The sequence below is a fragment of the Microbacterium sp. MMO-35 genome, from assembly GCF_037147555.1.
Lineage (GTDB): Bacteria > Actinomycetota > Actinomycetes > Actinomycetales > Microbacteriaceae > Microbacterium.
This window is the reverse complement of sequence record NZ_JBBCVH010000004.1, coordinates 343,207-364,847: the sequence shown is the minus strand read 5'-3', so window position 1 is coordinate 364,847 and position 21,641 is coordinate 343,207. Positions and strand designations below refer to the sequence as shown.

The window sequence follows — 21,641 nt, the reverse complement described above, 5'->3', positions numbered from 1 at the left end:
GGATCGGCGATGGCGACGACAAGACGCGGCGGAGTGCGCAGTGCGGCATCACGCGTGTTCGCGCTCCTGATCGGATCCGTGCTGCTGATCGGCGCCGCGATCGGGGCGTTCCTCACCTGGGAGGCGCAGACCTCGGCGCGGCAGGAGGCAGAGCACGTCACCGCGGCGATCGCGCAGGCGCTCGCCGCGGCACCGGAGATCGAGGCCGCCGTGACCGCCGCCGACCGCCCCACGGCGGCGGCGGGTCTGCGCGCGTACGTCGAGTCCGCCCGCACCGGCGCCGGGCTCGACTTCATCACCGTGATGGACCGCGACGGCGTGCGCCTCACGCATCCGGATCCCGCCCGGATCGGCGAGAAGTACCTGGGCACGATCCCCGCCGACGGTCGTCCCCTCACCGAGCAGTACACGGGGACGCTCGGGCCGTCCGTGCGCACGATCGCCCCGGTCCACGACGCGGACGGCGCGATCGTCGGCTGGGTGTCGGCGGGCGTGACCGTGGAGTCGCTCGCCGGGGCGCTGCTGAGACGCCTGCCCGTGATCGTGCTGCTGACCCTCGCCGTCGTGGCCCTGGGCGCGATCGGGGCCGTGCTCGCCCGGCTCGCGACACGGCGCATCACGGGCGATCTGGATGCCCGCGATGTGCGCGAGGCCGTGGCCGGGTACGAGTCGGTGCGCACGCTCGGCGAGGCGCTGCGCGCGCAGACCCACGAACACGGCAACCGCCTGCACACAGCGCTGTCTCTGCTCGAGCTCGACCGCCGCGACGAGGCGATCGCGTTGCTGTCCGAATCGTCCCTGCAGAGCCAGTCGGTGATCGACCAGATGACGCTGCGGGACGGGGATCCGACGCTCGGCGCGCTGCTGCTCGGCAAGGCCTCCCAGGCGAAGGAACGCGGCGTGCGCTGGCAGGTCCAGGTGGATCCGGCCGCTCCCCGTGCGGATCTGCCCCCGGTCGACGCCGTCGCCGTGGTCGGCAACCTCATCGACAACGCCCTCGACGCCGCGCGTCAGGCCGGGACGGGCGCCGACCGCTGGGTGCGGGTGGACGTGACGGCGGCGGACGGCGGCGCCGTCGCGATCACCGTCGCGGACGGGGGCCCCGGAGTCCCCGCGGACGACCGGGAGCGCATCTTCGAGCACGGCTACTCCACCAAGCCGAGCGACCGCACGGGGCGCGGCGTCGGACTGGCCCTCGTCCGCGACATCGTGACCGCCGCCGGCGGGAGGGTCGAGCTGTCCGCAGACCCGACCGCGTTCCGTGTCACGCTGCCGGGCGCGCCGTCGGAGAGGAGATCCGGATGATCGGCGTCCTGCTCGTCGACGACGATCCGCTCACGCTCGAGCTGCACTCGGCGTACCTCGCACGGCTCGACGGCTTCGAGGTCGTCGGCGAGTGCACCGGCGTCCGCGCCGCGCTCAGCGCGCTGACCACGGAGGCGGAGCGGATCGACCTGGTGCTGCTGGACCTCACGATGCCGGACGGATCCGGCATCGACGTCCTGCGGCGCATCCGCGGAGCCGGGAGCGCGATAGACGTGATCGCGGTGACGAGTGTCCGCGATGTCGAGGCCGTGCGGCGGATGTCGGCGCTCGGCGTCGCCCAGTATCTGCTCAAGCCGTTCCCGTTCGCCGTCTTCCGCGAACGCCTGCTGCAGTACCGCGACCGGCACGAGCGCGCGATCGCCCTCGCCGGAGCCGCCAGCCAGGAGGAGATCGACGCCCTGATCGGCGGACCGACGACCGGGACGATCGCCCTCCCGAAGGGACTCGCGGTCGAGACGCTGCAGACGGTGACCGCCGTGCTGCGCGCCCACGGCGACCTCTCGGCGGCGGAGGCCGCACCCCTCGTGGGCGTGTCGCGGGTCACCGCGCGACGCTACCTGGAGCACCTCGTCGCCCAGCAGATCGCGATCCGCGCCCCGCGCTACGGGGCGCCGGGACGTCCGGAGACCGCGTACCGCCTGGCCGGAACGGGAACGGCTTCACACTGACCGTCCCGCCCGTCGCCGTGGTCGGCGCGCCCTCACCGCGGTGATAGCGTCGTCCTGTCCTCAGGGCGGGGTGAGAGTCCCCACCGGCGGTGTCGCGGCATGGTCCGCGCGAGCCCGCGAACGGTCCCCATGGTGGGGACCGCCGATCCGGTGCGATTCCGGAGCCGACGGTCACAGTCCGGATGAGAGAGGACAGAAGGAGCAGTCCACCATGCCCAGAATCGCCATCGTCGCCGCGCAGTGGCACGCCGAGATCGTCGAACAGGCCGTTTCCGCCTTCATCGAGCGCCTCGCCGAGCTCGGCATCGACCAGGTCGACGTGTTCCGCGTTCCCGGGGCGTTCGAGATCCCGCTGCACGCGCAGCGCCTCGCCCGCACCGGTCGCTACGACGCCATCGCCACGAGCGCCCTCGTCGTGGACGGCGGCATCTACCGGCACGACTTCGTCGCCGGATCCGTCGTCGACGCGCTCATGCGCGTGCAGCTCAGCACCGACGTCCCGGTGTTCTCCGCGGTGCTCACCCCGCATCACTTCCACGAGCACGACGAGCACCAGGACTACTTCCGCCGGCACTTCTCCGTGAAGGGCCGGGAGCTCGCCGAGGCCGTGTCGGCCACCGTGCAGAGCCTCGCCGCGATCGGCTGACCGACTCACGAGGCCCGGCTCAGGCACGCCCGCCGTCGCTGAGGCGGATCTCAGCGCGGCAGGCGTCCCTCGTGCAGGACGGCGTCGGGGTCGGCGCTCGCCCGCACCGCCCGGAGCCGATCGAGGTCGGACTCCGTGGCGCACCGCTCGAGCGTCTGCCCCGGCGTGAGGAACGTCGGCACCGTCCGATCGGCGACCGCCGGCGCGAGCAGGTCGACCAGTCCCGCGATGCTCGCATCGCCGGGCTCGGTCGGCGCCCCGGGGAAGTCCGGCACGAGCGCGTGCAGGAGCCACGAGGCGGAGGCGAGCGAGGCGAACCCGGATCGTCGCGGTGCGTCGAGCGCTCCGCCCAGCATGCGCAGGTCGATCCCGACGATCGGCGCCTGCTCGGGCGCCTGACGGAACTCCGCCAGGGCGTCGATCGTCGCGTCGTCCAGTCGATCGAGCGCGACGGAGGCGCCCCGGCCCGCGGTCGGCTCGGTCGGCTCCCCCGAGGCCGCGGCGAGGGCGCAGAGCGAGGTCGGGCCTGCGGTCTCCCGCTGCACGGCGCCTGAACGACGGACGCCGTCGAGCAGCGCGTCGGCCGCGCCGTCGGCGGACAGCGCCTGGACGGTCAGGAAGCTCTTGCCCCGGATCGCCTCGGGCAGCATCGGGACGTCCGGCATCCGCATCGAGTTCGCGAACACGTTGAGCGTCGCGGGCGCCACCGCGGCGAGATCCCGCACGGCGCGGATCACGGCGGCGGTGTCCGCCGCGTCGAAGGTCAGCGCGGCGCCCCACTGCGCCGGGGCGCGGACGAGGTCGATCTCGAGCGCGGTGACGATCCCGACGACGCCGCCCGCCCCGCGCAGCGCCCACATCGCCTCGGGGTCGCTGCCGTCGTCGATGCGCTCGTGCGTGCCGTCGGGCCGCAGCACCCACGCGGCGCGCAGGTTGTCGGATCCGAGACCCGCCGTGCGGCTGAACCAGGAGTGCCCGCCGCCGAGCGTGTAGCCCGCGACGGAGACGACGGGGCTCGTCCCCGCGGGCGCCGCCCATCCGCTGCCCTCGAGCGCGTCGACGACGGCGCCCCAGCGCACGCCGCTGCCGACCACCACGACTCCGGCGTCGTGATCGATCTCGAGCCGGTCGAAGGCCGCCGTGCGCACGATCACCGCGCCGGACAGGTCCCCGGAGGCGCCGTGCCCGCTCGGCTGAACGGCGAGAGGCGTTCCCGCCTCGCGCGCGGCCGCGAGGATCAGGCGCAGGTCGTCGAGCCCTGCCGGGGCTGCGACGACCGCCGGCAGCTGATCGATCGAGAGGTTCCACGGGCGGCGGGCGGCGTCGAACCCGTCGTCTCCGGCACGGAGGAGGGATCCGTCGAGCCGACCGGGAAGGGAGTCGAACGCAGAGAGAAGGGGCATGACGCCACCCTAGGATGCCCCACGGACATTCCCTGCGGCGTCATGCCCCTGCGCGCTGCGCGGCCCTACTCCCCTGCGAGACCGCCGAGCAGGTGCCCGAACGAGCGCCCTTCTCCGAGGTAGTTGCCCGGATCGAAGGGATCCTTGTCGGCCGCGGGCTCCCGCCGGGCCATCGCCTCCGCGAGCTCCCGCGCGCCGCGCTCGACGCGCGTGCTGAGCGGCGCGACCTCGTCGGCATTCGCCCCCCAGTCGCTCGAGGCGGCGAAGACCCCCGTCGGCACGGGCTCCGCGTGCAGGTAGGTGAACAGCGGGCGGATCGCGTAGTCGATCGCGAGCGAGTGCCGCGCCGTGCCGGCGTTGGCCCCGATCAGCACGGGCTTGCCGGAGAGCGCATCCGGGTCGAGGACGTCGATGAAGGACTTGAACAGCCCGGAGTAACTCGTCGAGAAGATCGGCGTGACGGCGATCAGGCCGTCGGCCGAGACGACCGTGTTGATGGCCGAGTCCAGCGCGGGCGGGGCGAATCCGGTGAGCAGGTTGTTCGTGATGTCGTGCGCGAGATCGCGCAGCTCGATCACGTCGACGCTCACCTCGGAGCCCAGCTCGGTGAGCCGGTGCGCGGTCTCGGCCGCGAGGCGGTCGGCCAGCATGCGCGTGGACGACGGGTTGCTGAGCCCTGCGGAGATCACCGCGATGCGACGGGCGCCCATCTCAGTTCGCCCCCTTCGTGGCCGCGGCTCCGAACGACGAGCCCGCCGCGGCCGGGACCGCGCCGCCGTCCTGGTACGGCGACCCCGCGGTGAGGTTGTCGCCGCGGTTCGCACCGGGGCGCGCCTCACGAGAGGGCCCGTCGCCGTACACGGCCTTGACGCGCGCGGCATGGGTCGGCGCGTCCGGCACCGTGTCGGGGCGGTTCTGCGCCAGCTCCTTGCGGAGCACCGGCACGACCTCGCCGCCCAGCAGGTCGAGCTGCTCGAGCACGATCTTCAGCGGGAGCCCCGCGTGGTCCATGAGGAAGAGCTGACGCTGGTAGTCGCCGTAGTGGTCGCGCATCGCGGCGTAGCGGTCGATGACCTGCTGCGGGGACCCGACGGTGAGGGGCGTCATCTCGGTGAAGTCCTCCATCGACGGCCCGTGGCCGTAGACCGGGGCGTTGTCGAAGTAGGGACGGAACTCGTTCACCGCGTCCTGGGAGTTCGGGCGGATGAACGCCTGGCCGCCGAGCCCCACGATCGCCTGCTCCGGGGTGCCGTGACCGTAGTGCGCGAAGCGCTGCCGGTACAGCTCGATGAGGCGCTGGTAGTGCTCCTTCGGCCAGAAGATGTTGTTCGCGAAGAACCCGTCGCCGTAGTATGCGGCCTGCTCTGCGATCTCCGGCGTGCGGATGGAGCCGTGCCAGACGAACGGGGCGATGCCGTCGAGCGGGCGCGGGGTGGAGGTGAAGCCCTGCAGCGAGGTGCGGAACTTGCCCTCCCAGTCCACGACGTCCTTCGTCCACAGCTCGTGCAGCAGCGCGTAGTTCTCGATCGCGAGGGGCAGCCCCTGCCGGATGTCCTTGCCGAACCACGGGTACACCGGGCCCGTGTTGCCGCGGCCCATCATGAGGTCCATGCGGCCGCCGGAGACGTGCTGCAGCATCGCGTAGTCCTCGGCGATCTTCACCGGGTCGTTCGTGGTGATGAGCGTGGTCGAGGTGGAGACGATGAGACGCTCGGTCTGCGCGGCGAGCGCGGCGAGGAACGTCGTGGGGCTCGACGACCAGAACGGCGGGTTGTGGTGCTCGCCGATCGCGAAGACGTCGAGGCCGACCTCTTCGGCGTGCTTGGCGATCGTGAGGGTGTTCTGGATCCGCTCGCGCTCGCTCGGGGTCTCCCCCGTGACCGGGTTGCGGGTGATGTCGCTGACCGACATGAGGCCGAACTGCATGCCCGACCAGGTGCTCGACTCGCTCACTGTGTCTCCTTCAGATTTCTATTCACTTGAATATATCTGGTGAAACGCCGTCCTTCGAGAAGTATTCCCCGGATCCCGGACATCATCCATCCCGGCTTTCCCTCCCCTGTCCGTCATCCGCTCCCCGGACGCGCATCGCTCAGGGGACGGAGGGAAGCGGGCGGAGGGAGAAGCGAGCTGCCGGACAGGCCTCAGGCGAAGAGGCCGGCGCCGACGTACGAGCCCTTCTCCGCACCGGGCGGGATCGCCCAGACGCCCGAGCCGATGTGGCGGATGTACTCGCTCATGAGGTCGGTCGACAGGCGCTTCTGCAGGGTGACGAACTGCTCCGGCGAGCGCTGATAGGAGAGGAAGAACAGTCCGGCGTCGAGGCGCCCGAGGTCGCTGTTGCCGTCGACGTAGTTGTAGCCCCGCCGAAGGATCCTGATGCCGTCGTTGACCGTGGGATGTGCGAGCCGGACGTGCGAGTTCTCGTCGATCGCATGTCCGGCGAACTTCGGCTCCGTCATCTCCCCGCCGCCGGAGAGCGGAGCGCCGCTGCCCTTGGCGCGGCCGATCGTGCGGTCCTGCTCGGCGAGGCGGAGCCGATCCCAGGTCTCGACGAGCATCGCGATCTTGCGGGCCACCAGGTAGGAGCCACCGGCCATCCACGCGGGCTCGTCCTTCTCCGCCACCCACACGTGCTCGTCGAGGGCCGCCGCATCGTCGGAGAGGATGTTGGCGGTGCCGTCCTTGTAGCCGAACAGGTTGCGCGGCGTCTGCTGGTCGGCGGACGTGCGCGACGTGCGCCCGAAGCCGAGTTGCGACCAGCGCAGCCTCGCGCGCCCGAACGCGATCCGGCTCAGATTGCGCACCGCGTGCACGGCGACCTGCGGGTCGTCGGCGCAGGCCTGGATGCACAGATCCCCGCCCGTGTAGGCGGCGTCCAGCGCATCGCCGACGAAGCCCGGCAGGTCGGTGAGCACCGGTGGCCGCCGCGCGGCGATCCCGAAGCGGTCCCCCTCCGCGAGGAACAGCGAGGGGCCGAGCCCGAACGTGATCGTGAGCCCCGCGGCAGTGAGCCCCTGGGCCTCCCCGGTGTCGTCCGGCGGCGCCTGTGGAGATCCCCCGACCGCCCCGGACGCGCTGACGTCCAGGCCCTTCGTGAGCCGCGAGGCCGCATAGCTCCAGTCCTGCAGCAGTGAGATCAGGTCGTCCCGGCTCGCCCGCGGCATCATGTCGAAGCTCGCGAAGTGCAGATGCTCCTGCACGCGCGTCGTGATCCCCGCCTGGCGGGCGCCCTCGAACGCGTACTCGTCCGCGGGGGCCGATCCGCCCAGCACGCCGGTGGCGGCGACGGCGGCCGCACCGCCCGCACCGACGGCGATGCCGGCGACACCGCTGCCGAGCGCCCATCCGATCAGGCCGCGACGGCTGATGCCGCGACGATCGGACCCCTCGGCGGCGCTCCCCTCCGCGGGCTCGGGCGAAGGGGAGCGCCCCTCCTCGGACTCAGGCGCGGTCATCTCAGCCCAGGATCGTGCTGGTGAGCTTGGAGAGCGGCTCGGCGAGCGCGTTCAGAAGGTCGGTGAGGTCGCGCTTCTGCGTCTCGGTCACGGTCGAGTACGGGGCGAAGCCGTCCTTCAGCGAGCCGTGCACGGCCAGCTCGGCCTCGAGCGCGGAGAAGCCGCGGTCGATCTGCGCGACCAGCTTGCGCCCCTCGTCGCCCTTGCCGTCCGCGAAGTCCCGGACCAGCGAGAACGCCATCTTCGAGCCCTCGACGTTCGCGGCGAAGTCGGACAGGTCGGTTCCCGACCACCAGTCCTCCTCGCCGGTGATCTTGCCGTTGGCGACCTCGTCCAGCAGCGAGATCGCGCCGTTCGAGATGCCGGCGATGCCCTGCGCGTCCAGATCCTTGAGGAAGGCGTCGGAGTGGACGTGGTCGTACAGCTCCTGCAGGTCGGCGACGAGCTTGTCGGCGAAGGCACCGCGCTGCTCGGGCGTGGAGGGCGCCCAGTCCAGGTTCGCAGGGGTGGTGCCGTCGGAGTTCATCGCACCGGCGGCGGGAACCCACAGGTCCTTCTCGATGCGGTGGAAGCCGGTCCAGTCGATCCCGTCGGCCTTGGCGTCGAGCTCGCGGAAGTCGAGCCGCGGATCCAGCGTCCCGAGCTTGTCGGCGACCGGCTCGATCCGCTCGTAGTAGGAGCGCACGACGGAGAACTGGGCCTTCGCGGCCGCGTCGTCCCCCGTGCGATAGGCCTCTGCGAAGGTCTTCGCCGCGGGGAGAAGCTGGCCGACCTGGTCCTTGACGAAGGCCGCGTACAGGTCGACAGCCTTCTTCTTCTGCGCGGCGTCGCCCCCGGCTTCGGAGACCTTCTCGCCGGTCACGGCGAACGCCGTCTTGCCGACCCCGGAGCCGATCATCCCGGGCTTGCAGACCGTGAAGTACTTGCCGGGCTGCGCGACGACGGTGAGGGTCCGGGATGCTCCCGGAGCGACGTTCTCCACCTCGCCGACGATCCGGACCCCGTCCTCGGCGAGCAGGTAGAACTCGGTGACCTCGTCGCCCTTGTTGCTCACGTCGAAGGCGAGCGTGCCGCTGGTCGCGGTGCCGGCCGAGACGGCGCACCCGTCGGCCGTCGACGAGACGGTGAGGCGTCCGGCGGCGGACACGTCCGCCTTGGCGACGCACCCGGTGAGGGCGAGGCCGAGGGCGGCGGCGGCGCCGAGGACGGCGATCGATCGGCGGGCGAGGGTCATGAGGCTCCTTCGGGAGTGGCGGTCGGCGAGGCGACCCGGGCGGCGTGCTCCCCGGCGACGGGCGCGCCGGAAGCCGCTCCTGCGGCGGTGGACGGGGAATCGGAGAGCGCCGCGGCACGCGACGCAGGGCGGCGCAGGCCGCGCACGAACAGTGTGCCGACGACCAGGAGGTAGAGGGCCCAGGCGATGACCTGGATCCAGCTCATCCTCGGCATGAAGCCGACCGTGGCCTGCAGCAGGACGGCGAGCGCGCTGTCCGGGCGGATGGCGGAGGTGACGTCGAACGCCCAGCCGAACGGCAGCCCCGCCCAGCCCACGAGCACGGCGCCCGAGGCGTCGAGCGGTGCCGCCGACGTGAACGGCCCCGGCACGACGCCCGCCTCCTGCAGGTCGCTGATCGCGTAGGCGAGGACGCCCGCCGCGATGATGACGAGGAAGCCGCCGGTCCAGGTGAAGAAGCGGGACAGGTCCAGGCGCACCGCGCCGCGGGCCAGCAGCCAGCCGGCGAGCACGGCGACGACGAGGCCGAGTGCCGCCCCGAGGATGGCGGAAGGGGCGTCGCCGAAGGACTGCACCATCGACCAGAGCAGGAGGGTGGTCTCCACGCCCTCGCGTGCGACCGAGACGAAGCCGACCAGGACGAGCGCCCAGACGGTGCCCGCCTCGAGGGCGCGATCCACGCCCCCGTGCAGTGTCGCCTTCATCGTGCGGCCGGCCTTGCGCATCCAGAAGATCATCCAGGTGACCATGGCGACCGTGACCAGCGACAGCGTGCCGCCGATGATCTCCTGCCCCTGGAAGGTGAGCGCGTAGGCGCCGAACGTGAGCACCGCGCCGATGGCCAGGGCGAGGAGCACGGCGGCGCCGACGCCCGTCCCGAGCCGGGGAAGCACGTCCCTGCGGTCGAGGCGCTTCAGGTAGGCGACGAGGATGCCGACGACGAGCGCGGCTTCGAGGCCTTCACGAAGGCCGATGAGGAAGGTGGCGAACACGGGAGGGGCTGTTCCTGACGTTTCTGAGGTAAGGCATCCCTTACCTCAGAAAGCGTAGCACCCGTCCTCCGCGTTTCCGCATCGTGGGCGTCGCTCTGTGACGGACGGCCCCCCGACGGCCGTGCCGCCCGGGCCCGGAGTAATCCTCGGCAACATTCGCGCCGGGGCCGGCCACCCGGACCTAGCCTCGCCTCATGGCCGAACTGAACCTCCCGATCCTCGATCTGTCCCAGCTCGACGCCGGAGAGGAGGCGGCGGCCCGATTCCGCGGCGACCTGCGCGCGGCGACCCACGACGTCGGGTTCTTCTACCTGACCGGGACCGGGGTCACCGACGAGCTCGAGCGGCGCCTGCACCGGGCGGCGAAAGACTTCTTCGCGCTGCCGGAGGACGACAAGCTGGCGATCGAGAACGTGAAGAGCCCGCATTTCCGCGGCTACACGCGCATCGGCGGCGAGCGCACCCAGGGTGCGGTGGACTGGCGCGAGCAGATCGACATCGGTCCCGAGCGGACCGCGGTCCACGGAGGCCCCGGCTACAACCGGCTGATCGGCCCGAACCTGTGGCCCGAGGCACAGCCCGAGCTGCGGGAGGTCGTCGCGGAGTGGCACGAGCACCTCTCCGGCGTCGCGCGCAAGCTGCTGCGGGCCTGGGCGCTCGCGCTCGGCGCGGCGGAGGACTACTTCGAGTCGAACTTCGGCGATCCGTCGACGCTCATCAAGATCGTCCGTTACCCGGGCTCCCACGAGCCGGAGCCGCAGCAGGGCGTCGGTGCGCACAAGGACTCCGGCGTGCTCACCCTGCTGTGGGTGGAGCCGGGCAAGGGCGGCCTCCAGGTCGAGCGCGACGGCACCTGGGTCGACGCTCCTCCGGTCGACGGCGCGTTCGTCGTCAACATCGGCGAGCTCCTGGAGTATGCCACCGACGGCTACCTCAAGGCGACGAACCATCGCGTGGTCTCGCCGAAGGCTCCCGAGGAGCGGATCTCGATCCCCTTCTTCTTCAATCCCGCCCTCGACGCCCGCCTGCCGCTCATCGAGCTTCCCGCCGAGCTCGCCGCCCAGGCGCGCGGAGTCACCAAGGATCCCGCGAATCCGATCCACGCGCTGTACGGCGAGAACGCGCTGAAGTCGCGCCTGCGCGCGCACCCCGACGTCGCCGCGATCCACCACGCGGACCTGGTCGGCGCACCGGCCTGATCCACGGCGCGGAGGGTGTCAGCCGTCCAGGACTCCGTCCAGCTGAGCGAGCACGGGCTCCCTGCTCATCTCGATGTGCGCGTACATCAGCGCCGCCGCGAGCGAGCCGCGTCCGTGCGCGATCGCCTCGACGAGGTCGACGTGCTCATCGGTCTGCTCCCGGTCCCTGGCCTCCCTGGTCAGCCGGAACACCCACTCCATGCGCCCCGCGAGGGGACCGAGGCTGCGCAGCAGCAGGCGGCTGCCGCTGAGGCGGACGACCTCGGAATGGAAATCGATGCTCGCCGCCCGTGCGACCTGGGGATCCGCGACGGACGCCGCCTCGTGCAGCTCGTCCAGCCGGTCGATGCTCTCCGACCCGTCGCGCACGCGCTCCGCTGCGCGCTGCGCGGCGAACGGCTCGAAGCAGAGGCGGGTGTCGAAGAGGTCGTGCACGTCGGCGCGGGTGAGCGGCGTGACGTTCGCACCCCTGTGTCGGGACGCGATGACGAACCCCTCGGCCTCGAGGCGCTGCAGCGCCTGGCGGACGGGGATGCGGGACACCTCGAAGCGCTCGGAGAGCTCGCGCTCCTTCAACCAGGCGCCGGGCGCCGTCTCGCCCTCGATGATGGAGCGCAGGACGTCGCGGTAGACGCGATCGGCGAGCGCGAGCGCCGCGTGCTCCGCCTCAGGACCGCTCTCCATCGCCCATCCTCTCCCCCATCCGCCGGAACACGGGCGGGAACAGTCCCCCACCGCCGAGGTGATCGCGCTCGTCGTACCCGGCGCGCATCACATCGAACAGCGCCTGTGCGTCGTCGCGGACGGCGTGCAGGTCGACGCCGTCGATCGCTCCGTCGCGCATCACGACCCGGCCCGCGACCATCGTAAGGCACGCGTCCCGCGCGCTTCCGGCCAGCACGAGGTTGCGCAGCGGGTCCTCGATCGGCCCGAAGCGCACATCCGACAACCGGAAGGCCGTGAGGTCGGCGGACGCGCCCTCGGCGATGCGCCCGAGATCCGGGCGGTGCAGCGCCCTCGCGCCGCCGAGCGTCGCGGCCTCGATGTAGCCGGCGAGGTCCCCGGCGGCCAGCGAGCGGTTCTGCACCTTCGCGACGGACACGCCGGTGTCGATGCCGCGGATGAGGTCGGGCGGGAACGAGTCGGTGCCCAGCGAGATGTTCAGCCCCGCGTCACGGTAGCGCCCGAACGTCTCCAGCTCGGAGCCGTAGCGCGCGTTCGTGAGCGGACAGTGCACGATCGAGACGCCGGCGTCGACGAGCGTCGCGAGATCGCCGCGGTCCTCGCCCCACACCCGGGGATTGACGTCGAGGAAGACGCCGTGCGGGATGATCAGCCGGTCGTCCAGCAGCCCCTGCGCGCGGATCAGCTCGAGCGGGGTGCAGCCGTAGCGCTCGAGGATCCAGTCCCGTTCGAAATCGCCCTGGAGGGCGTGCAGGCGGACCAGTGCTCCGCGCTGCCGCGCCGCGTCCGCGGTCGCGGCGAGCAGCTCGGGGGTCAGCGTCTCGATGCGGCAGGGCAGGAACACGGGCGTGAGCAGCGGATCCCTCCAGGACCGGACCGTGTCGTGGAAGCGGATCGCCTCGGCGAGGCCCGCGACCCCCTCCGCCTCGTCGAACGCGATGTCGCGCCGTCCGTCCCGCACGACGTTGACGCCCGAGCGATAGGACGGCCCGAGGAATCCGCGCAGCCCGAGCGTGCGCGAGTACTCCGCCATCGTGAGGAAGTCGTCGGCGGTCTCCGCCCAGACCGAGTGCACCTCGGAGGCGATCGGCATGTAGCTGGTGATGCCGTGCAGGGCGAGCTGTACGAGCGCGATCTCGCGGATGCGCCGGCGCTGGGCCGTGTCGAAGACGTGGCGCCGGCGCAGGAGGTAGTCCGCGGACCACTGCAGGCGCCGGGCGTGCTCCGCGGTGGACCACGAGTCGAGGATCAGGTGGTCGATGTCGGTGAGGGCGTCCAGGTCGATCAGACCGGGCATGAGCAGGCTCTCGCCGAGCTCCATCGTGCGCTCGACGTCGCGCGGCGCCTCCGCCCGGGGGCCGACGAACGCGATCCGCTCCCCCTCGATGACGACCGCGCCGTCGCGCAGCTCGACGGGGGCTGTGCCGTCGAAGGCAAGGACATGATCGGCGGTGATCAGGGTGCGCACAGGTCTCATTCTCCCGAGAGTCGATTGGTATCCAAAAGCCGAGCTTTCTCCGCGAGATGCCCCCGAAACGACGGGGATTGGTCAGAAGTGGCTTTCGTTTGGTATACATATCCTACTGGTTTGGTATACAATTCCAGCAACCCCCGTCCCCGAGCATCAAGGAAGATCGTGACGGACACCCTGCCGACGGCCCCGAAGACCGAGGCCGTCATCATGCCGAAGATCGCCACCGGCCGCTCCCTCCTCGGGACGGCCTGGCTGCGCATCAAGCGCAGCAAGATCGCGCTCGTGTCGCTCGGCGTCGTCGTCGCGATCATCCTGTTCGCGCTCCTCGCGCCGGTCCTCACCGCGATCGAGGGCCAGGACCCGTTCACGACGCACACCGGCCCCGACATGCTGGACGACTTCAACACCCCGGGCCTGCCGCTGCCGCAGTTCATCTATCCGTCCGCCCAGCACTGGCTCGGCGTCGAACCGGGTCTCGGCCGCGACCTCTTCGCACGGCTCGCCTACGGCGCCCAGGTGTCGCTGACGATCGCGCTGCTGGCGACGCTGGTCTCGGTCGTGCTGGGAACGATCCTGGGCGCGGCCGCCGGCTTCTTCGGCGGGAAGGTCGACATGGTCATCAGCCGCCTGATCGACCTGTTCCTCGCCTTCCCGCACCTGCTCCTGGTGCTCTCGCTCACGCCCATCCTGCAGTCCCGCCTGCGGGGCACCGCACTCGGGCAGGGCAGCTTCGTACCGATCGCCTCCCTCGTGATCATCCTGGGATTCTTCGGCTGGGCGTATCTCGCCCGCGTCGTCCGCGGCCAGGTGCTCAGCATCCGGGAGCAGGAGTACATCGAGGCCGCGCGCTCCTACGGCGCATCCAAGCGCACGATCCTGTTCACCCAGGTCATCCCGAACGTGTCCGGCGTCGTGCTCGTCTACGCGACCATGATGATCCCCACGAACATCTCGGCCGAGGCCGCGCTCTCCTTCCTCGGAGTCGGCGTCAAGGATCCGACGCCGTCCTGGGGACAGATGCTCAACGCCGCCCAGTCCGGCAACTGGTACCTCGTCGATCCCTGGTTCCTGTTCGTCCCCGGCATCGCGCTGGTCATCACGGTCCTCGCGTTCAACCTGCTCGGCGACGCCGTGCGCGATGCGCTGGATCCCAAGGCCTCGCGCAGCTGACCCCTAGTTCGCCCCACCACCCACCCCGAGAAAAGAAGCACCATGAGACACAGTCGTCCCCTGTTCGCCGCCTCCGTCGTGGCCGTCGCGCTCGCCGTGACCGGCTGCGCGGCCGGATCCGCGCCGAGCGGCTCCGCGTCCGGCTCCTCGAACGCGAACAACCCCTACGCCCCGCACGTCGTGAACGAGGGCTTCAGCACCAAGGGCGGAAACGTCAACGTGCTGATGTCGAGCGACTTCCAGACGCTCGACCCGGGCAACAGCAACTACGTCCAGACCGCCAACGTCGGTCAGCTCTACTACCGCACGCTGACCATGGCCAAGGAGACGGCCGGCCAGCCGCCGAAGATCGTCCCCGATCTCGCGACCGACCTCGGCAAGGTCTCCTCGGACGGCCTCACCTGGACGTACACGCTCAAGGACGGCCTCAAGTACGAGGACGGATCCCCGATCACCTCCGCCGACATCAAGTACGGCATCGAGCGCACCTTCGCCCGCGACGTCTACACCCAGGCCCCGCAGGAGCTGAACGCGGTCCTCGACGCGGACACCTACAAGGGCCCGTACACCGGCGGAGACCTCGCCGCCGTGGAGACCCCGGACGCGAAGACCGTGATCTTCCACCTGAAGCAGCCGTACCCCGACTTCCCCTCGCTCGCATCGCGCTCCAACAGCGCCCCGGTGCCGCAGGCGAAGGACACCAAGCTCGACTACACGAACCACCCGATCTCGTCGGGGCCGTACATGATCTCGAGCTACGACCGCGGCCGCGAGCTCAAGCTCGTGCGCAACCCGAACTGGGACGCGAAGACCGATGAGAACCGCACGGCCCTGCCCGACACGTTCTCCTTCTCGCTGTCCACGGCGCAGGCGACGATCAGCCAGCAGCTCCTGAGCGACTCCGACCCGACCGCGATCACGCTGGACTCGAACGGCGCCCTGCAGGCCTCGGATGCGGCGCGTCTCACCGATGCGACCATCAAGCCGCGTACCGCCGCCGGACTGCTCGGCTGCACCGACGTGCTGAACCTGAACACCACCACGATCACCGATCCGGACGTGCGCCACGCTCTCGCGCTCGCGATGGACCGCGCCGCGATCCAGGTGCAGTACGGAGGCAAGCGCTTCGGCCAGCTGACGAACTCGTACCTGAACGACGCGCAGGTGGGCTGGATCCCGCCGACGATCGACCTCGACCCGAACGGCAAGCCGAAGCTCGACGAGGCGAAGAAGCTCCTGCAGGGCAAGACCGTGCCGAAGACGCTCACCTACGGCTACTCGAACGCCACCGAGCGGTTCAAGAACCTCGGCACCGTGCTGCAGCAGAACTTCAAGGAGCTCGGCATCGACCTGCAGATGGTCGCGATCCCCGCGCCGAACTACTACACCACCCTCGCAGGCGACCAGATGCCGGACATCGCGCGCGCCGGCTGGTGCGGCGGCGCGGCCTCCGCATCGACCCGCACGACGGTCGACCCGAACCTCGGCCCGAGCCTGGACGGCACGACCTACGGGTTCAGCAACATCTCGCGCTACTTCGACCCCACCATCTCGGGCGAGATGTACAAGCTGCGCGACACCAACGGCTCGTCCGAGGAGCTCAACACCGAGTGGACGAAGCTCTACAACAAGGCCATGGAGACCTACCCGATCGTGCCGCTGTTCCGCACGTACACCTCGAGCGTCGTCGGATCCAAGATCCAGAACGCCCAGGTCGGGTACTTCTTCGGAAGCATCGACCTGTCCACCGTCGGCGTCAAGAACTGACGCCTCACCCCTGAAAGGACGGGGCCGGCCGGCAGCATCGGCCGGCCCCGCACGGGACAGCAATGTTCGGATTCCTCGTCCGCCGCGTGGCGGGCCTCGTCATCCTTCTCCTCGTCGTGAGCTTCGTCACGTTCGCGCTCTTCCAGATCGGCCCCTCCGACCCCGCAGCGGCCGCCTGCGGGCAGGAGTGCACGCCCGAGCGCATCGAGCAGGCGCGCATCGCGCTCGGCATGGACAAGCCCTTCTTCGTGCAGTACTTCGCCTACCTCTCCGGCTTCATCGGCCCGCGGATGATCGGCGCCCCGGGTGCGGAGCAGCTCTGCGCCTGGCCGTGCCTGGGCAAGTCCTTCCAGACCAACGAGAACGTCACCGACGTGCTCGCCCGCGCCCTTCCGTACACGCTGTCGATCGCGGTCGGCGCCGTCGTGCTGTGGACGATCGCCGGCGTCGGGCTCGGCCTGCTGGCTGCGCTGCGCAAGGGCAGGCCGACGGACAAGATCATCGTCGGCGCCGCCTCGGTGGGGGTCTCGCTGCCGATCCCCGTCACCGGTCTCCTGCTGCTGCTCGTCTTCGTCAGCACGCTGCACTGGCTGCCGTTCACCAGCAACCAGATCTTCAGCCCCGCCGGCCCCGAGGGCCCGGCCGCCTGGTTCACGAACTACCTGCTGCCCTGGATCGCGCTCGCGGTGCTGTTCAGCGCGCAGTACATCCGCATCACCCGCAACAACATGATCGAGACATTCGGCGAGGACTTCATGCGCACCGCCCGCGCCAAGGGCCTCGGACGGCGCGCCATCGTGTTCCGGCACGGCGTCCGCGCCGGCATCACCCCGATCGTCACGATGCTCGGCCTCGACATCGGCGCACTCCTCGGCGGCGCCGTGCTCACCGAGCAGATCTTCTCCGTCCCCGGCCTCGGATTCACCGCGGTGCACGCGGCCGTGGCCGGCGACCTGCCCGTGACGATGGCGATCACCATGCTCGCCGCGTTCTTCATCATCACCGCCAACGTCATCGTCGACCTGGTCTACGCCGGCATCGACCCCAGAGTGAGGATCAGCTGATGGCCTCCCCCTTCCTGGACATCCGCGACCTGCGGGTGGACTTCCCCACGGACGACGGGCTCGTGCACGCCGTCAACGGCATGGATCTCACCCTCGAGCGCGGCGACACGATCGGCATCGTGGGCGAATCCGGATCCGGCAAGACGGTCACCAGCCAGACCCTGATGGGACTGCTCAAGGGGACCAGCGCGCGGGTCAGCGGGCAGATCCTCTTCGAGGGGACCGACCTCGTGCCGCTCAGCGAGAACGAGATGCGCCCCTACCGGGGCCGCAAGATCGGCATGATCTTCCAGGATCCGCTGTCGGCCATGCACCCCTTCTACACGGTCGGCACGCAGATCGCCGAGGCGTACCGCGTGCACAACGCCGTGAGCGCGAAGGCGGCCAGGGCCCAGGCGATCGACATGCTCGCGCGGGTCGGGATCCCGGATCCGGTCTCCCGCTACGACTCCTACCCGCACGAGTTCTCGGGCGGCATGCGGCAGCGTGCGATGATCGCGATGGCCCTGATCTGCGAGCCGGAGCTCCTCATCGCCGACGAGCCCACCACGGCACTGGACGTGACCGTCCAGGCGCAGATCCTGGACCTCATCGCCTCGCTCCAGCAGGAGACCGGATCCGCGGTCGTCTACGTCACGCACGACCTCGGCGTCGTCGCCGAGGTCTGCCAGCGCGTCGTCGTCATGTACGGCGGTCAGTGCGTCGAGCACGCCACGGTGCAGGACGCGTTCGCGCACACCGCCCACCCGTACACGAAGGGGCTGCTCGCCTCGATGCCCTCGATGGCGGACGACGCCGGCAGGCTCACGCCGATCCCGGGGTTCCCGCCCTCTCTGCTGAACCTTCCGCAGGGCTGCCTGTTCGCCGAGCGCTGCCCGGTGCGGCACCTGGTGCCCGGGGATCGCTGCATCACCGAGCGGCCGGAGCTGCACGGGGCCGGATCGCACCGCTCCCGGTGCCACCTGTCCGAGAACCTCGGCGTCGCGGATGCCCCCGGCGCCCCCACGATGACGGAGGCCGCACGATGAGCGCACCGCTGCTGCAGGTCGAGTCCCTCACCAAGCACTTCTCTGTGTCGAAGGGCTTCCTCCGCCCGAAGAGCACCGTGCGCGCCGTCGACGGGGTCTCGTTCAGCCTCGAGCGCGGCCAGACGCTGGGCCTCGTCGGCGAGTCCGGGTGCGGCAAGTCGACGACGGGCCGCCTGCTCATGCGCCTGCTGACGCCGACCGCCGGCAGCATCCGACTCGACGGCGCCGACGTCGCGGGGCTCACCGGGTCCGAGCTGCAGGACTTCCGCCGGCGGGTGCAGATGGTGTTCCAGAATCCGGCATCGTCGCTGAACCCCCGACAGAGCGTGGGCGCCGCGATCGCCGCGCCGCTGCGCGCGCAGGGCATCGCCCCGAAGGAGGGCCTGAAGGCGCGCGTGCAGTCGCTCATGGATCGCGTCGGGCTGCGGCCGGAGCACTACAACCGCTTCCCTCATGAGTTCTCCGGCGGGCAGAAGCAGCGCGTCGGGATCGCCCGCGCGCTCGCGCTCGAACCCGACGTGGTGATCTGCGACGAGCCCGTCTCGGCGCTGGACGTGTCGGTGCAGGCGCAGGTGATCAACCTGCTCCAGGACATCCAGGACGACACCGGGATCTCCTACGTGTTCATCGCCCACGACCTCTCCGTCGTCAAGCACTTCGCGAACGATGTGGCCGTGATGTACCTCGGGAAGATCATGGAGATCGGCACCAGGGACGAGGTGTTCGACGCGCCCCGGCATCCCTACACGCAGTCGCTGCTGTCGTCGGTGCCCTCGCCGGACCCGAACGCCGACCGCAGCGGACGCATCCGCCTGTCCGGAGACCTGCCGCACCCGTCGAACCCGCCGAGCGGCTGCGTGTTCCGCACGCGCTGCCCCGTGTTCGCCCTCCTCGACGAGGAGAGGAAGAGGATGTGCGTGGAGCAGGTGCCCACCGGCGCCGTCGCCTGCCACCACCCCGCCGAGGCCGCCGCGTTCGCGGCGAGCTCCCCCGAAGAGAGGAAGATCCTTGCTGATTCGTGACGCCCGCCCCTGGGGCGGCCCCGCATCCGACGTCGTGATCGAGGACGGCCGCATCGCCGCCGTGCGCCCCCACGATGAGAGCGTCCCGCTCGGGGCAGGAGACGTCGACGGTCGCGGCCGGCTACTGCTGCCCTCGTTCAGCGACGTGCACGTGCACCTGGACTCCTCGCGCATCGGGCTGCCGTTCCGGGAGCACACGGGCGCCCCCGGGGTGTGGGCGATGATGATGAACGACCGCCGCAACTGGCGCAACACCGACGTGCCCCATGCCGAGATCGTCGCCGGGACCCTGGAGAGGATGATCGCGCGCGGCACCACCCGGGTCCGGTCGTACGCGCAGGTCGACGTGGACTGCAAGCTGGAGAAGTTCGACTCGGTGATGGCCGCCAAGGAGAAGTTCGCCGGAGCCGCCGAAGTGCAGGTCATGACGTTCCCGCAGGCCGGGATCCTGCTCGAGGAGGGCACCGTCGACTATCTCGAGGAGTCCCTCAAGCAGGGCGCCGACGTCATGGGCGGGATCGACCCCTCTCAGCTCGACCGCGACCCGGTGCGTCACCTCGACGTCGTGTTCGGTCTCGCCGAGAAGTACCAGGTCGAGGTGGACATCCACCTGCACGAACCCGGACACCTCGGCGTGTTCAGCACCGACCTCGTGCTCGAGCGGGTGCGGGCTCTGGGCATGCAGGGCAAGGTCACCCTGTCGCACGCGTACGAGCTCGGCGGCGTGGACGAGGCCACGAGTCGCCGCCTGATCGAGGAGTTCGCCGAACTCGACATCGCCATGGCGAGCGTCGCCCCGGCCGCGCGCAACCAGCTCTCGCTCGTCGCCCTCACCGAGGCGGGCGTGCGCTTCGGGCTCGGCGAGGACGGCCAGCGCGACTACTGGAGCCCCTACGGCAACGGCGACATGCTGGACCGCACCTGGCAGCTCGCATTCACCAACAACTTCCGCCGCGACGAGCACATCGAGATGTGCCTGGCCATCGCGACGATGGGCGGAGCCGCCATCATGTCGCACGACGTGCCGCGCCTGGCGGGAGTGAAGGACCGCCCCGGCACGGCGATCGGCGACCGGGCCGACCTGCTGCTCGTGGACGGGCAGACCCCCACCAGCGCCGTGATGGACCGCGGCACCGACCGGACCGTCCTGCACGACGGACGCGTCGTCGCCGATGGGCTCCGTGTCCTCGCGAGCTGATCGGGTCGACGGCCATGTCGTCCCGGCCGGACGCGCGGGGGGCCGCGCCCGGCCGGCGCCGACGGGGACCGCCGCCCGAGCCCTCGCGCTCGGCGCCGCGCTCCTCGTCGGCGTCAATCTGAGACCGGCGATCACCTCGGTCTCCGCGCTGCTGGATCAGGCGACGAGCGAGTTCGGCCTGGGCGGAGTGGAGCGCAGCCTCCTCGCGACGCTTCCCGTGATCGCCTTCGGTCTCACCGCGTTGCTCGGGCCGCTGCTGGCGCGGCGGTTCGGGACGACCCGCGCGATCCTCGCCGCGATGTCGGCGCTCGCCGCGGGCCTCGTGCTGCGCGTCCTCAGCGGGTGGATGCTGCTGCCGGGCACGTTCCTCGCGGGGGCGGCGATCATGGTCGCCGCGACGCTGCTGCCGCCGTACCTCAAGGCGCTCGGTGCGAGCGGACTCTGGGTGGGCCTCAGCAGCATGTCCTTCGGCATCGGCGCGGCGCTCGGCGCCGGACTCGCCGTGCCCCTGGATGAGGCGTTCGGCCTGCGCCCGGCCCTCGCCGCCTGGAGCGTGCTCGCGGTGCTCGCCGCGCTGGCGATGCTCGCGGTGGGCCGCGGATCGGCGGCCACCGCGCCGATCCGCGAGCCGGTCTCGATCCCCGCCGACGCACGGGTGTCCGTCGCCGTGATGACGGCTGTCTTCTCGCTGCAGGCGCTGCTGTACTTCGCCGTCACCACCTGGCTTCCGTTGATGCTGTCCTCGCACGGCGAATCGCGGGCGGCCGCCGGCGGGCTCCTGGGCTGGTTCAGCCTGATCGGGCTCGTGCCGACCCTGGTGGCGCCGGTGATCGCGCGCCGGCGCCGGATCCTCACGTGGTTCGGTCCCGGCCTCGGTCTCGTCATGGCAGCGGGCTTCGTGTGGTTCGCCCTGGACGGCGGTCATGATCCGGTGGTCGTGACGGTGCTCGGGATCGCGCAGAACGCCGGCTTCGGGCTCGCCATGGGGCTGCTCGTCAGCCTCGCCACCGACGAGTCGTCCGCGGGGATCCTCTCGGCGATCGCCCAGGGCGCGGGCTACGCCGTCGCCGGCATCGGAAGCCTGCTGCTCGGCGTCGTCCACGACGCGACCGGCACCTGGACGCCGAGTCTGCTGATCATGGCGGTCTGCGCGCTGCTGCTCGCGGGATCCGTGGCGCTCGTGATCCGCCGCCGTCCGGTGTCGCTGATCCGGCGCTGACCACGCCGTCGCTCCGCTGCGCCGCGAGAACCACCTCCTGCACGAGAGACGACGTCTGATGTGATGTCTCGCGCAGGACGTGGTTTCTC

The 21,641-nt window shown here is 70.9% G+C and carries 18 protein-coding genes, 1 pseudogene and 1 riboswitch; of the genes and pseudogenes, 11 read left to right on the top strand and 8 right to left on the bottom strand.

What is annotated here, in order from left to right; translation table 11 throughout:
- The first annotated feature begins 9 nt into the window (after positions 1-9).
- From WFJ01_RS11350 to WFJ01_RS11340, 3 genes and pseudogenes are all read left to right on the top strand, one after another.
- Complete coding sequence (locus WFJ01_RS11350) at positions 10-1,305, top strand: sensor histidine kinase (RefSeq protein ID WP_336629053.1); 1,296 nt, start codon at positions 10-12, stop codon at positions 1,303-1,305.
- On the top strand, positions 1,302-1,994 hold the full coding sequence (locus tag WFJ01_RS11345; RefSeq protein WP_336629052.1) for a response regulator: 693 nt from the start codon (positions 1,302-1,304) through the stop codon (positions 1,992-1,994). Before WFJ01_RS11350 ends, WFJ01_RS11345 begins: the two co-directional genes overlap by 4 nt.
- A 52-nt stretch (positions 1,995-2,046) precedes the next feature.
- Positions 2,047-2,192, top strand: a riboswitch (FMN riboswitch).
- Positions 2,193-2,199: 7 nt separating this feature from the next.
- A pseudogene (locus tag WFJ01_RS11340) lies at positions 2,200-2,640 on the top strand (6,7-dimethyl-8-ribityllumazine synthase); the annotation flags it as partial.
- Between the two features lie 50 nt (positions 2,641-2,690).
- Here WFJ01_RS11340 and WFJ01_RS11335 read toward each other — a convergent pair.
- From WFJ01_RS11335 to efeU, 6 genes are all read right to left on the bottom strand, one after another.
- Positions 2,691-4,043: an FAD-binding oxidoreductase gene (locus WFJ01_RS11335; protein WP_336629051.1), complete on the bottom strand. Its 1,353-nt coding sequence runs from the start codon at positions 4,041-4,043 to the stop codon at positions 2,691-2,693.
- A gap of 65 nt (positions 4,044-4,108) precedes the next feature.
- Complete coding sequence (locus WFJ01_RS11330) at positions 4,109-4,753, bottom strand: FMN reductase (RefSeq protein WP_251444534.1); 645 nt, start codon at positions 4,751-4,753, stop codon at positions 4,109-4,111.
- A gap of 1 nt (position 4,754) precedes the next feature.
- Positions 4,755-5,969, bottom strand: coding sequence for an LLM class flavin-dependent oxidoreductase (locus tag WFJ01_RS11325; protein WP_336629085.1), 1,215 nt, complete (start codon positions 5,967-5,969; stop codon positions 4,755-4,757).
- Positions 5,970-6,187: 218 nt separating this feature from the next.
- On the bottom strand, positions 6,188-7,501 hold the full coding sequence (gene efeB / locus WFJ01_RS11320) for an iron uptake transporter deferrochelatase/peroxidase subunit (protein WP_336629050.1): 1,314 nt from the start codon (positions 7,499-7,501) through the stop codon (positions 6,188-6,190).
- A 1-nt stretch (position 7,502) separates the two neighbouring features.
- Entirely contained in the window at positions 7,503-8,735 is a 1,233-nt protein-coding gene (gene efeO, locus WFJ01_RS11315) for an iron uptake system protein EfeO (RefSeq protein ID WP_292880850.1), read from the bottom strand.
- Positions 8,732-9,727, bottom strand: a complete 996-nt coding sequence (gene efeU / locus WFJ01_RS11310) for an iron uptake transporter permease EfeU (protein ID WP_336629049.1) — start codon at positions 9,725-9,727, stop codon at positions 8,732-8,734. Before efeU ends, efeO begins: the two co-directional genes overlap by 4 nt.
- 194 nt (positions 9,728-9,921) lie before the next feature.
- On the opposite strand from efeU, the gene WFJ01_RS11305 reads away from it, so the two are divergent.
- Positions 9,922-10,926, top strand: a complete 1,005-nt coding sequence (locus WFJ01_RS11305; protein WP_336629048.1) for an isopenicillin N synthase family dioxygenase — start codon at positions 9,922-9,924, stop codon at positions 10,924-10,926.
- 18 nt (positions 10,927-10,944) lie between these two features.
- Here the strand turns inward: WFJ01_RS11305 and WFJ01_RS11300 are convergent, their stop codons facing one another.
- Positions 10,945-11,610 carry a GntR family transcriptional regulator gene (locus WFJ01_RS11300; RefSeq protein ID WP_295032812.1) on the bottom strand — a complete coding sequence of 222 codons (666 nt, stop codon included), beginning with the start codon at positions 11,608-11,610 and terminating at the stop codon, positions 10,945-10,947.
- The gene (locus WFJ01_RS11295; protein ID WP_442928032.1) at positions 11,594-13,087 is read right to left on the bottom strand and encodes a chlorohydrolase family protein; all 1,494 of its coding nucleotides are present in this window, start codon (positions 13,085-13,087) and stop codon (positions 11,594-11,596) included. The genes WFJ01_RS11300 and WFJ01_RS11295 overlap by 17 nt, the downstream gene beginning before the upstream one ends.
- A gap of 159 nt (positions 13,088-13,246) precedes the next feature.
- Here WFJ01_RS11295 and WFJ01_RS11290 point away from each other — a divergent pair, with 159 nt between their 5' ends.
- The 7 genes from WFJ01_RS11290 (at position 13,247) to WFJ01_RS11260 (ending at position 21,552) form a co-directional block, all read left to right on the top strand.
- Positions 13,247-14,254 carry an ABC transporter permease gene (locus WFJ01_RS11290; protein WP_251444548.1) on the top strand — a complete coding sequence of 336 codons (1,008 nt, stop codon included), beginning with the start codon at positions 13,247-13,249 and terminating at the stop codon, positions 14,252-14,254.
- Positions 14,255-14,296: 42 nt separating this feature from the next.
- On the top strand, positions 14,297-16,021 hold the full coding sequence (locus tag WFJ01_RS11285) for an ABC transporter substrate-binding protein (protein ID WP_251444549.1): 1,725 nt from the start codon (positions 14,297-14,299) through the stop codon (positions 16,019-16,021).
- Between the two features lie 62 nt (positions 16,022-16,083).
- Positions 16,084-17,085: an ABC transporter permease gene (locus WFJ01_RS11280; RefSeq protein ID WP_251444551.1), complete on the top strand. Its 1,002-nt coding sequence runs from the start codon at positions 16,084-16,086 to the stop codon at positions 17,083-17,085.
- Positions 17,085-18,113, top strand: coding sequence for an ABC transporter ATP-binding protein (locus WFJ01_RS11275; RefSeq protein ID WP_251444553.1), 1,029 nt, complete (start codon positions 17,085-17,087; stop codon positions 18,111-18,113). The genes WFJ01_RS11280 and WFJ01_RS11275 overlap by 1 nt, the downstream gene beginning before the upstream one ends.
- Positions 18,110-19,135 (top strand): ABC transporter ATP-binding protein, encoded by a 1,026-nt coding sequence (locus WFJ01_RS11270; protein ID WP_292880873.1) that lies wholly within the window; start codon positions 18,110-18,112, stop codon positions 19,133-19,135. Before WFJ01_RS11275 ends, WFJ01_RS11270 begins: the two co-directional genes overlap by 4 nt.
- Positions 19,122-20,333 carry an amidohydrolase family protein gene (locus WFJ01_RS11265; protein WP_336629046.1) on the top strand — a complete coding sequence of 404 codons (1,212 nt, stop codon included), beginning with the start codon at positions 19,122-19,124 and terminating at the stop codon, positions 20,331-20,333. Before WFJ01_RS11270 ends, WFJ01_RS11265 begins: the two co-directional genes overlap by 14 nt.
- Positions 20,317-21,552 (top strand): MFS transporter, encoded by a 1,236-nt coding sequence (locus WFJ01_RS11260; protein WP_336629045.1) that lies wholly within the window; start codon positions 20,317-20,319, stop codon positions 21,550-21,552. Before WFJ01_RS11265 ends, WFJ01_RS11260 begins: the two co-directional genes overlap by 17 nt.
- Positions 21,553-21,641 lie beyond the last annotated feature (89 nt).

What these genes read in the sequence shown, in the direction of transcription:
- WFJ01_RS11330 (WP_251444534.1), bottom strand. Translation starts at nt 4,753, where the DNA reads ATGGGCGCCCGTCGCATCGCGGTGATCTCCGCAGGGCTCAGCAACCCG.
- WFJ01_RS11295 (WP_442928032.1), bottom strand. Translation starts at nt 13,087, where the DNA reads ATGAGACCTGTGCGCACCCTGATCACCGCCGATCATGTCCTTGCCTTC.
- efeO (WP_292880850.1), bottom strand. Translation starts at nt 8,735, where the DNA reads ATGACCCTCGCCCGCCGATCGATCGCCGTCCTCGGCGCCGCCGCCGCC.
- WFJ01_RS11280 (WP_251444551.1), top strand. Translation starts at nt 16,084, where the DNA reads ATGTTCGGATTCCTCGTCCGCCGCGTGGCGGGCCTCGTCATCCTTCTC.
- WFJ01_RS11335 (WP_336629051.1), bottom strand. Translation starts at nt 4,043, where the DNA reads ATGCCCCTTCTCTCTGCGTTCGACTCCCTTCCCGGTCGGCTCGACGGA.
- WFJ01_RS11285 (WP_251444549.1), top strand. Translation starts at nt 14,297, where the DNA reads ATGAGACACAGTCGTCCCCTGTTCGCCGCCTCCGTCGTGGCCGTCGCG.
- WFJ01_RS11305 (WP_336629048.1), top strand. Translation starts at nt 9,922, where the DNA reads ATGGCCGAACTGAACCTCCCGATCCTCGATCTGTCCCAGCTCGACGCC.
- WFJ01_RS11275 (WP_251444553.1), top strand. Translation starts at nt 17,085, where the DNA reads ATGGCCTCCCCCTTCCTGGACATCCGCGACCTGCGGGTGGACTTCCCC.
- efeB (WP_336629050.1), bottom strand. Translation starts at nt 7,501, where the DNA reads ATGACCGCGCCTGAGTCCGAGGAGGGGCGCTCCCCTTCGCCCGAGCCC.
- WFJ01_RS11270 (WP_292880873.1), top strand. Translation starts at nt 18,110, where the DNA reads ATGAGCGCACCGCTGCTGCAGGTCGAGTCCCTCACCAAGCACTTCTCT.
- WFJ01_RS11350 (WP_336629053.1), top strand. Translation starts at nt 10, where the DNA reads ATGGCGACGACAAGACGCGGCGGAGTGCGCAGTGCGGCATCACGCGTG.
- WFJ01_RS11345 (WP_336629052.1), top strand. Translation starts at nt 1,302, where the DNA reads ATGATCGGCGTCCTGCTCGTCGACGACGATCCGCTCACGCTCGAGCTG.
- WFJ01_RS11325 (WP_336629085.1), bottom strand. Translation starts at nt 5,969, where the DNA reads ATGCAGTTCGGCCTCATGTCGGTCAGCGACATCACCCGCAACCCGGTC.
- WFJ01_RS11300 (WP_295032812.1), bottom strand. Translation starts at nt 11,610, where the DNA reads ATGGAGAGCGGTCCTGAGGCGGAGCACGCGGCGCTCGCGCTCGCCGAT.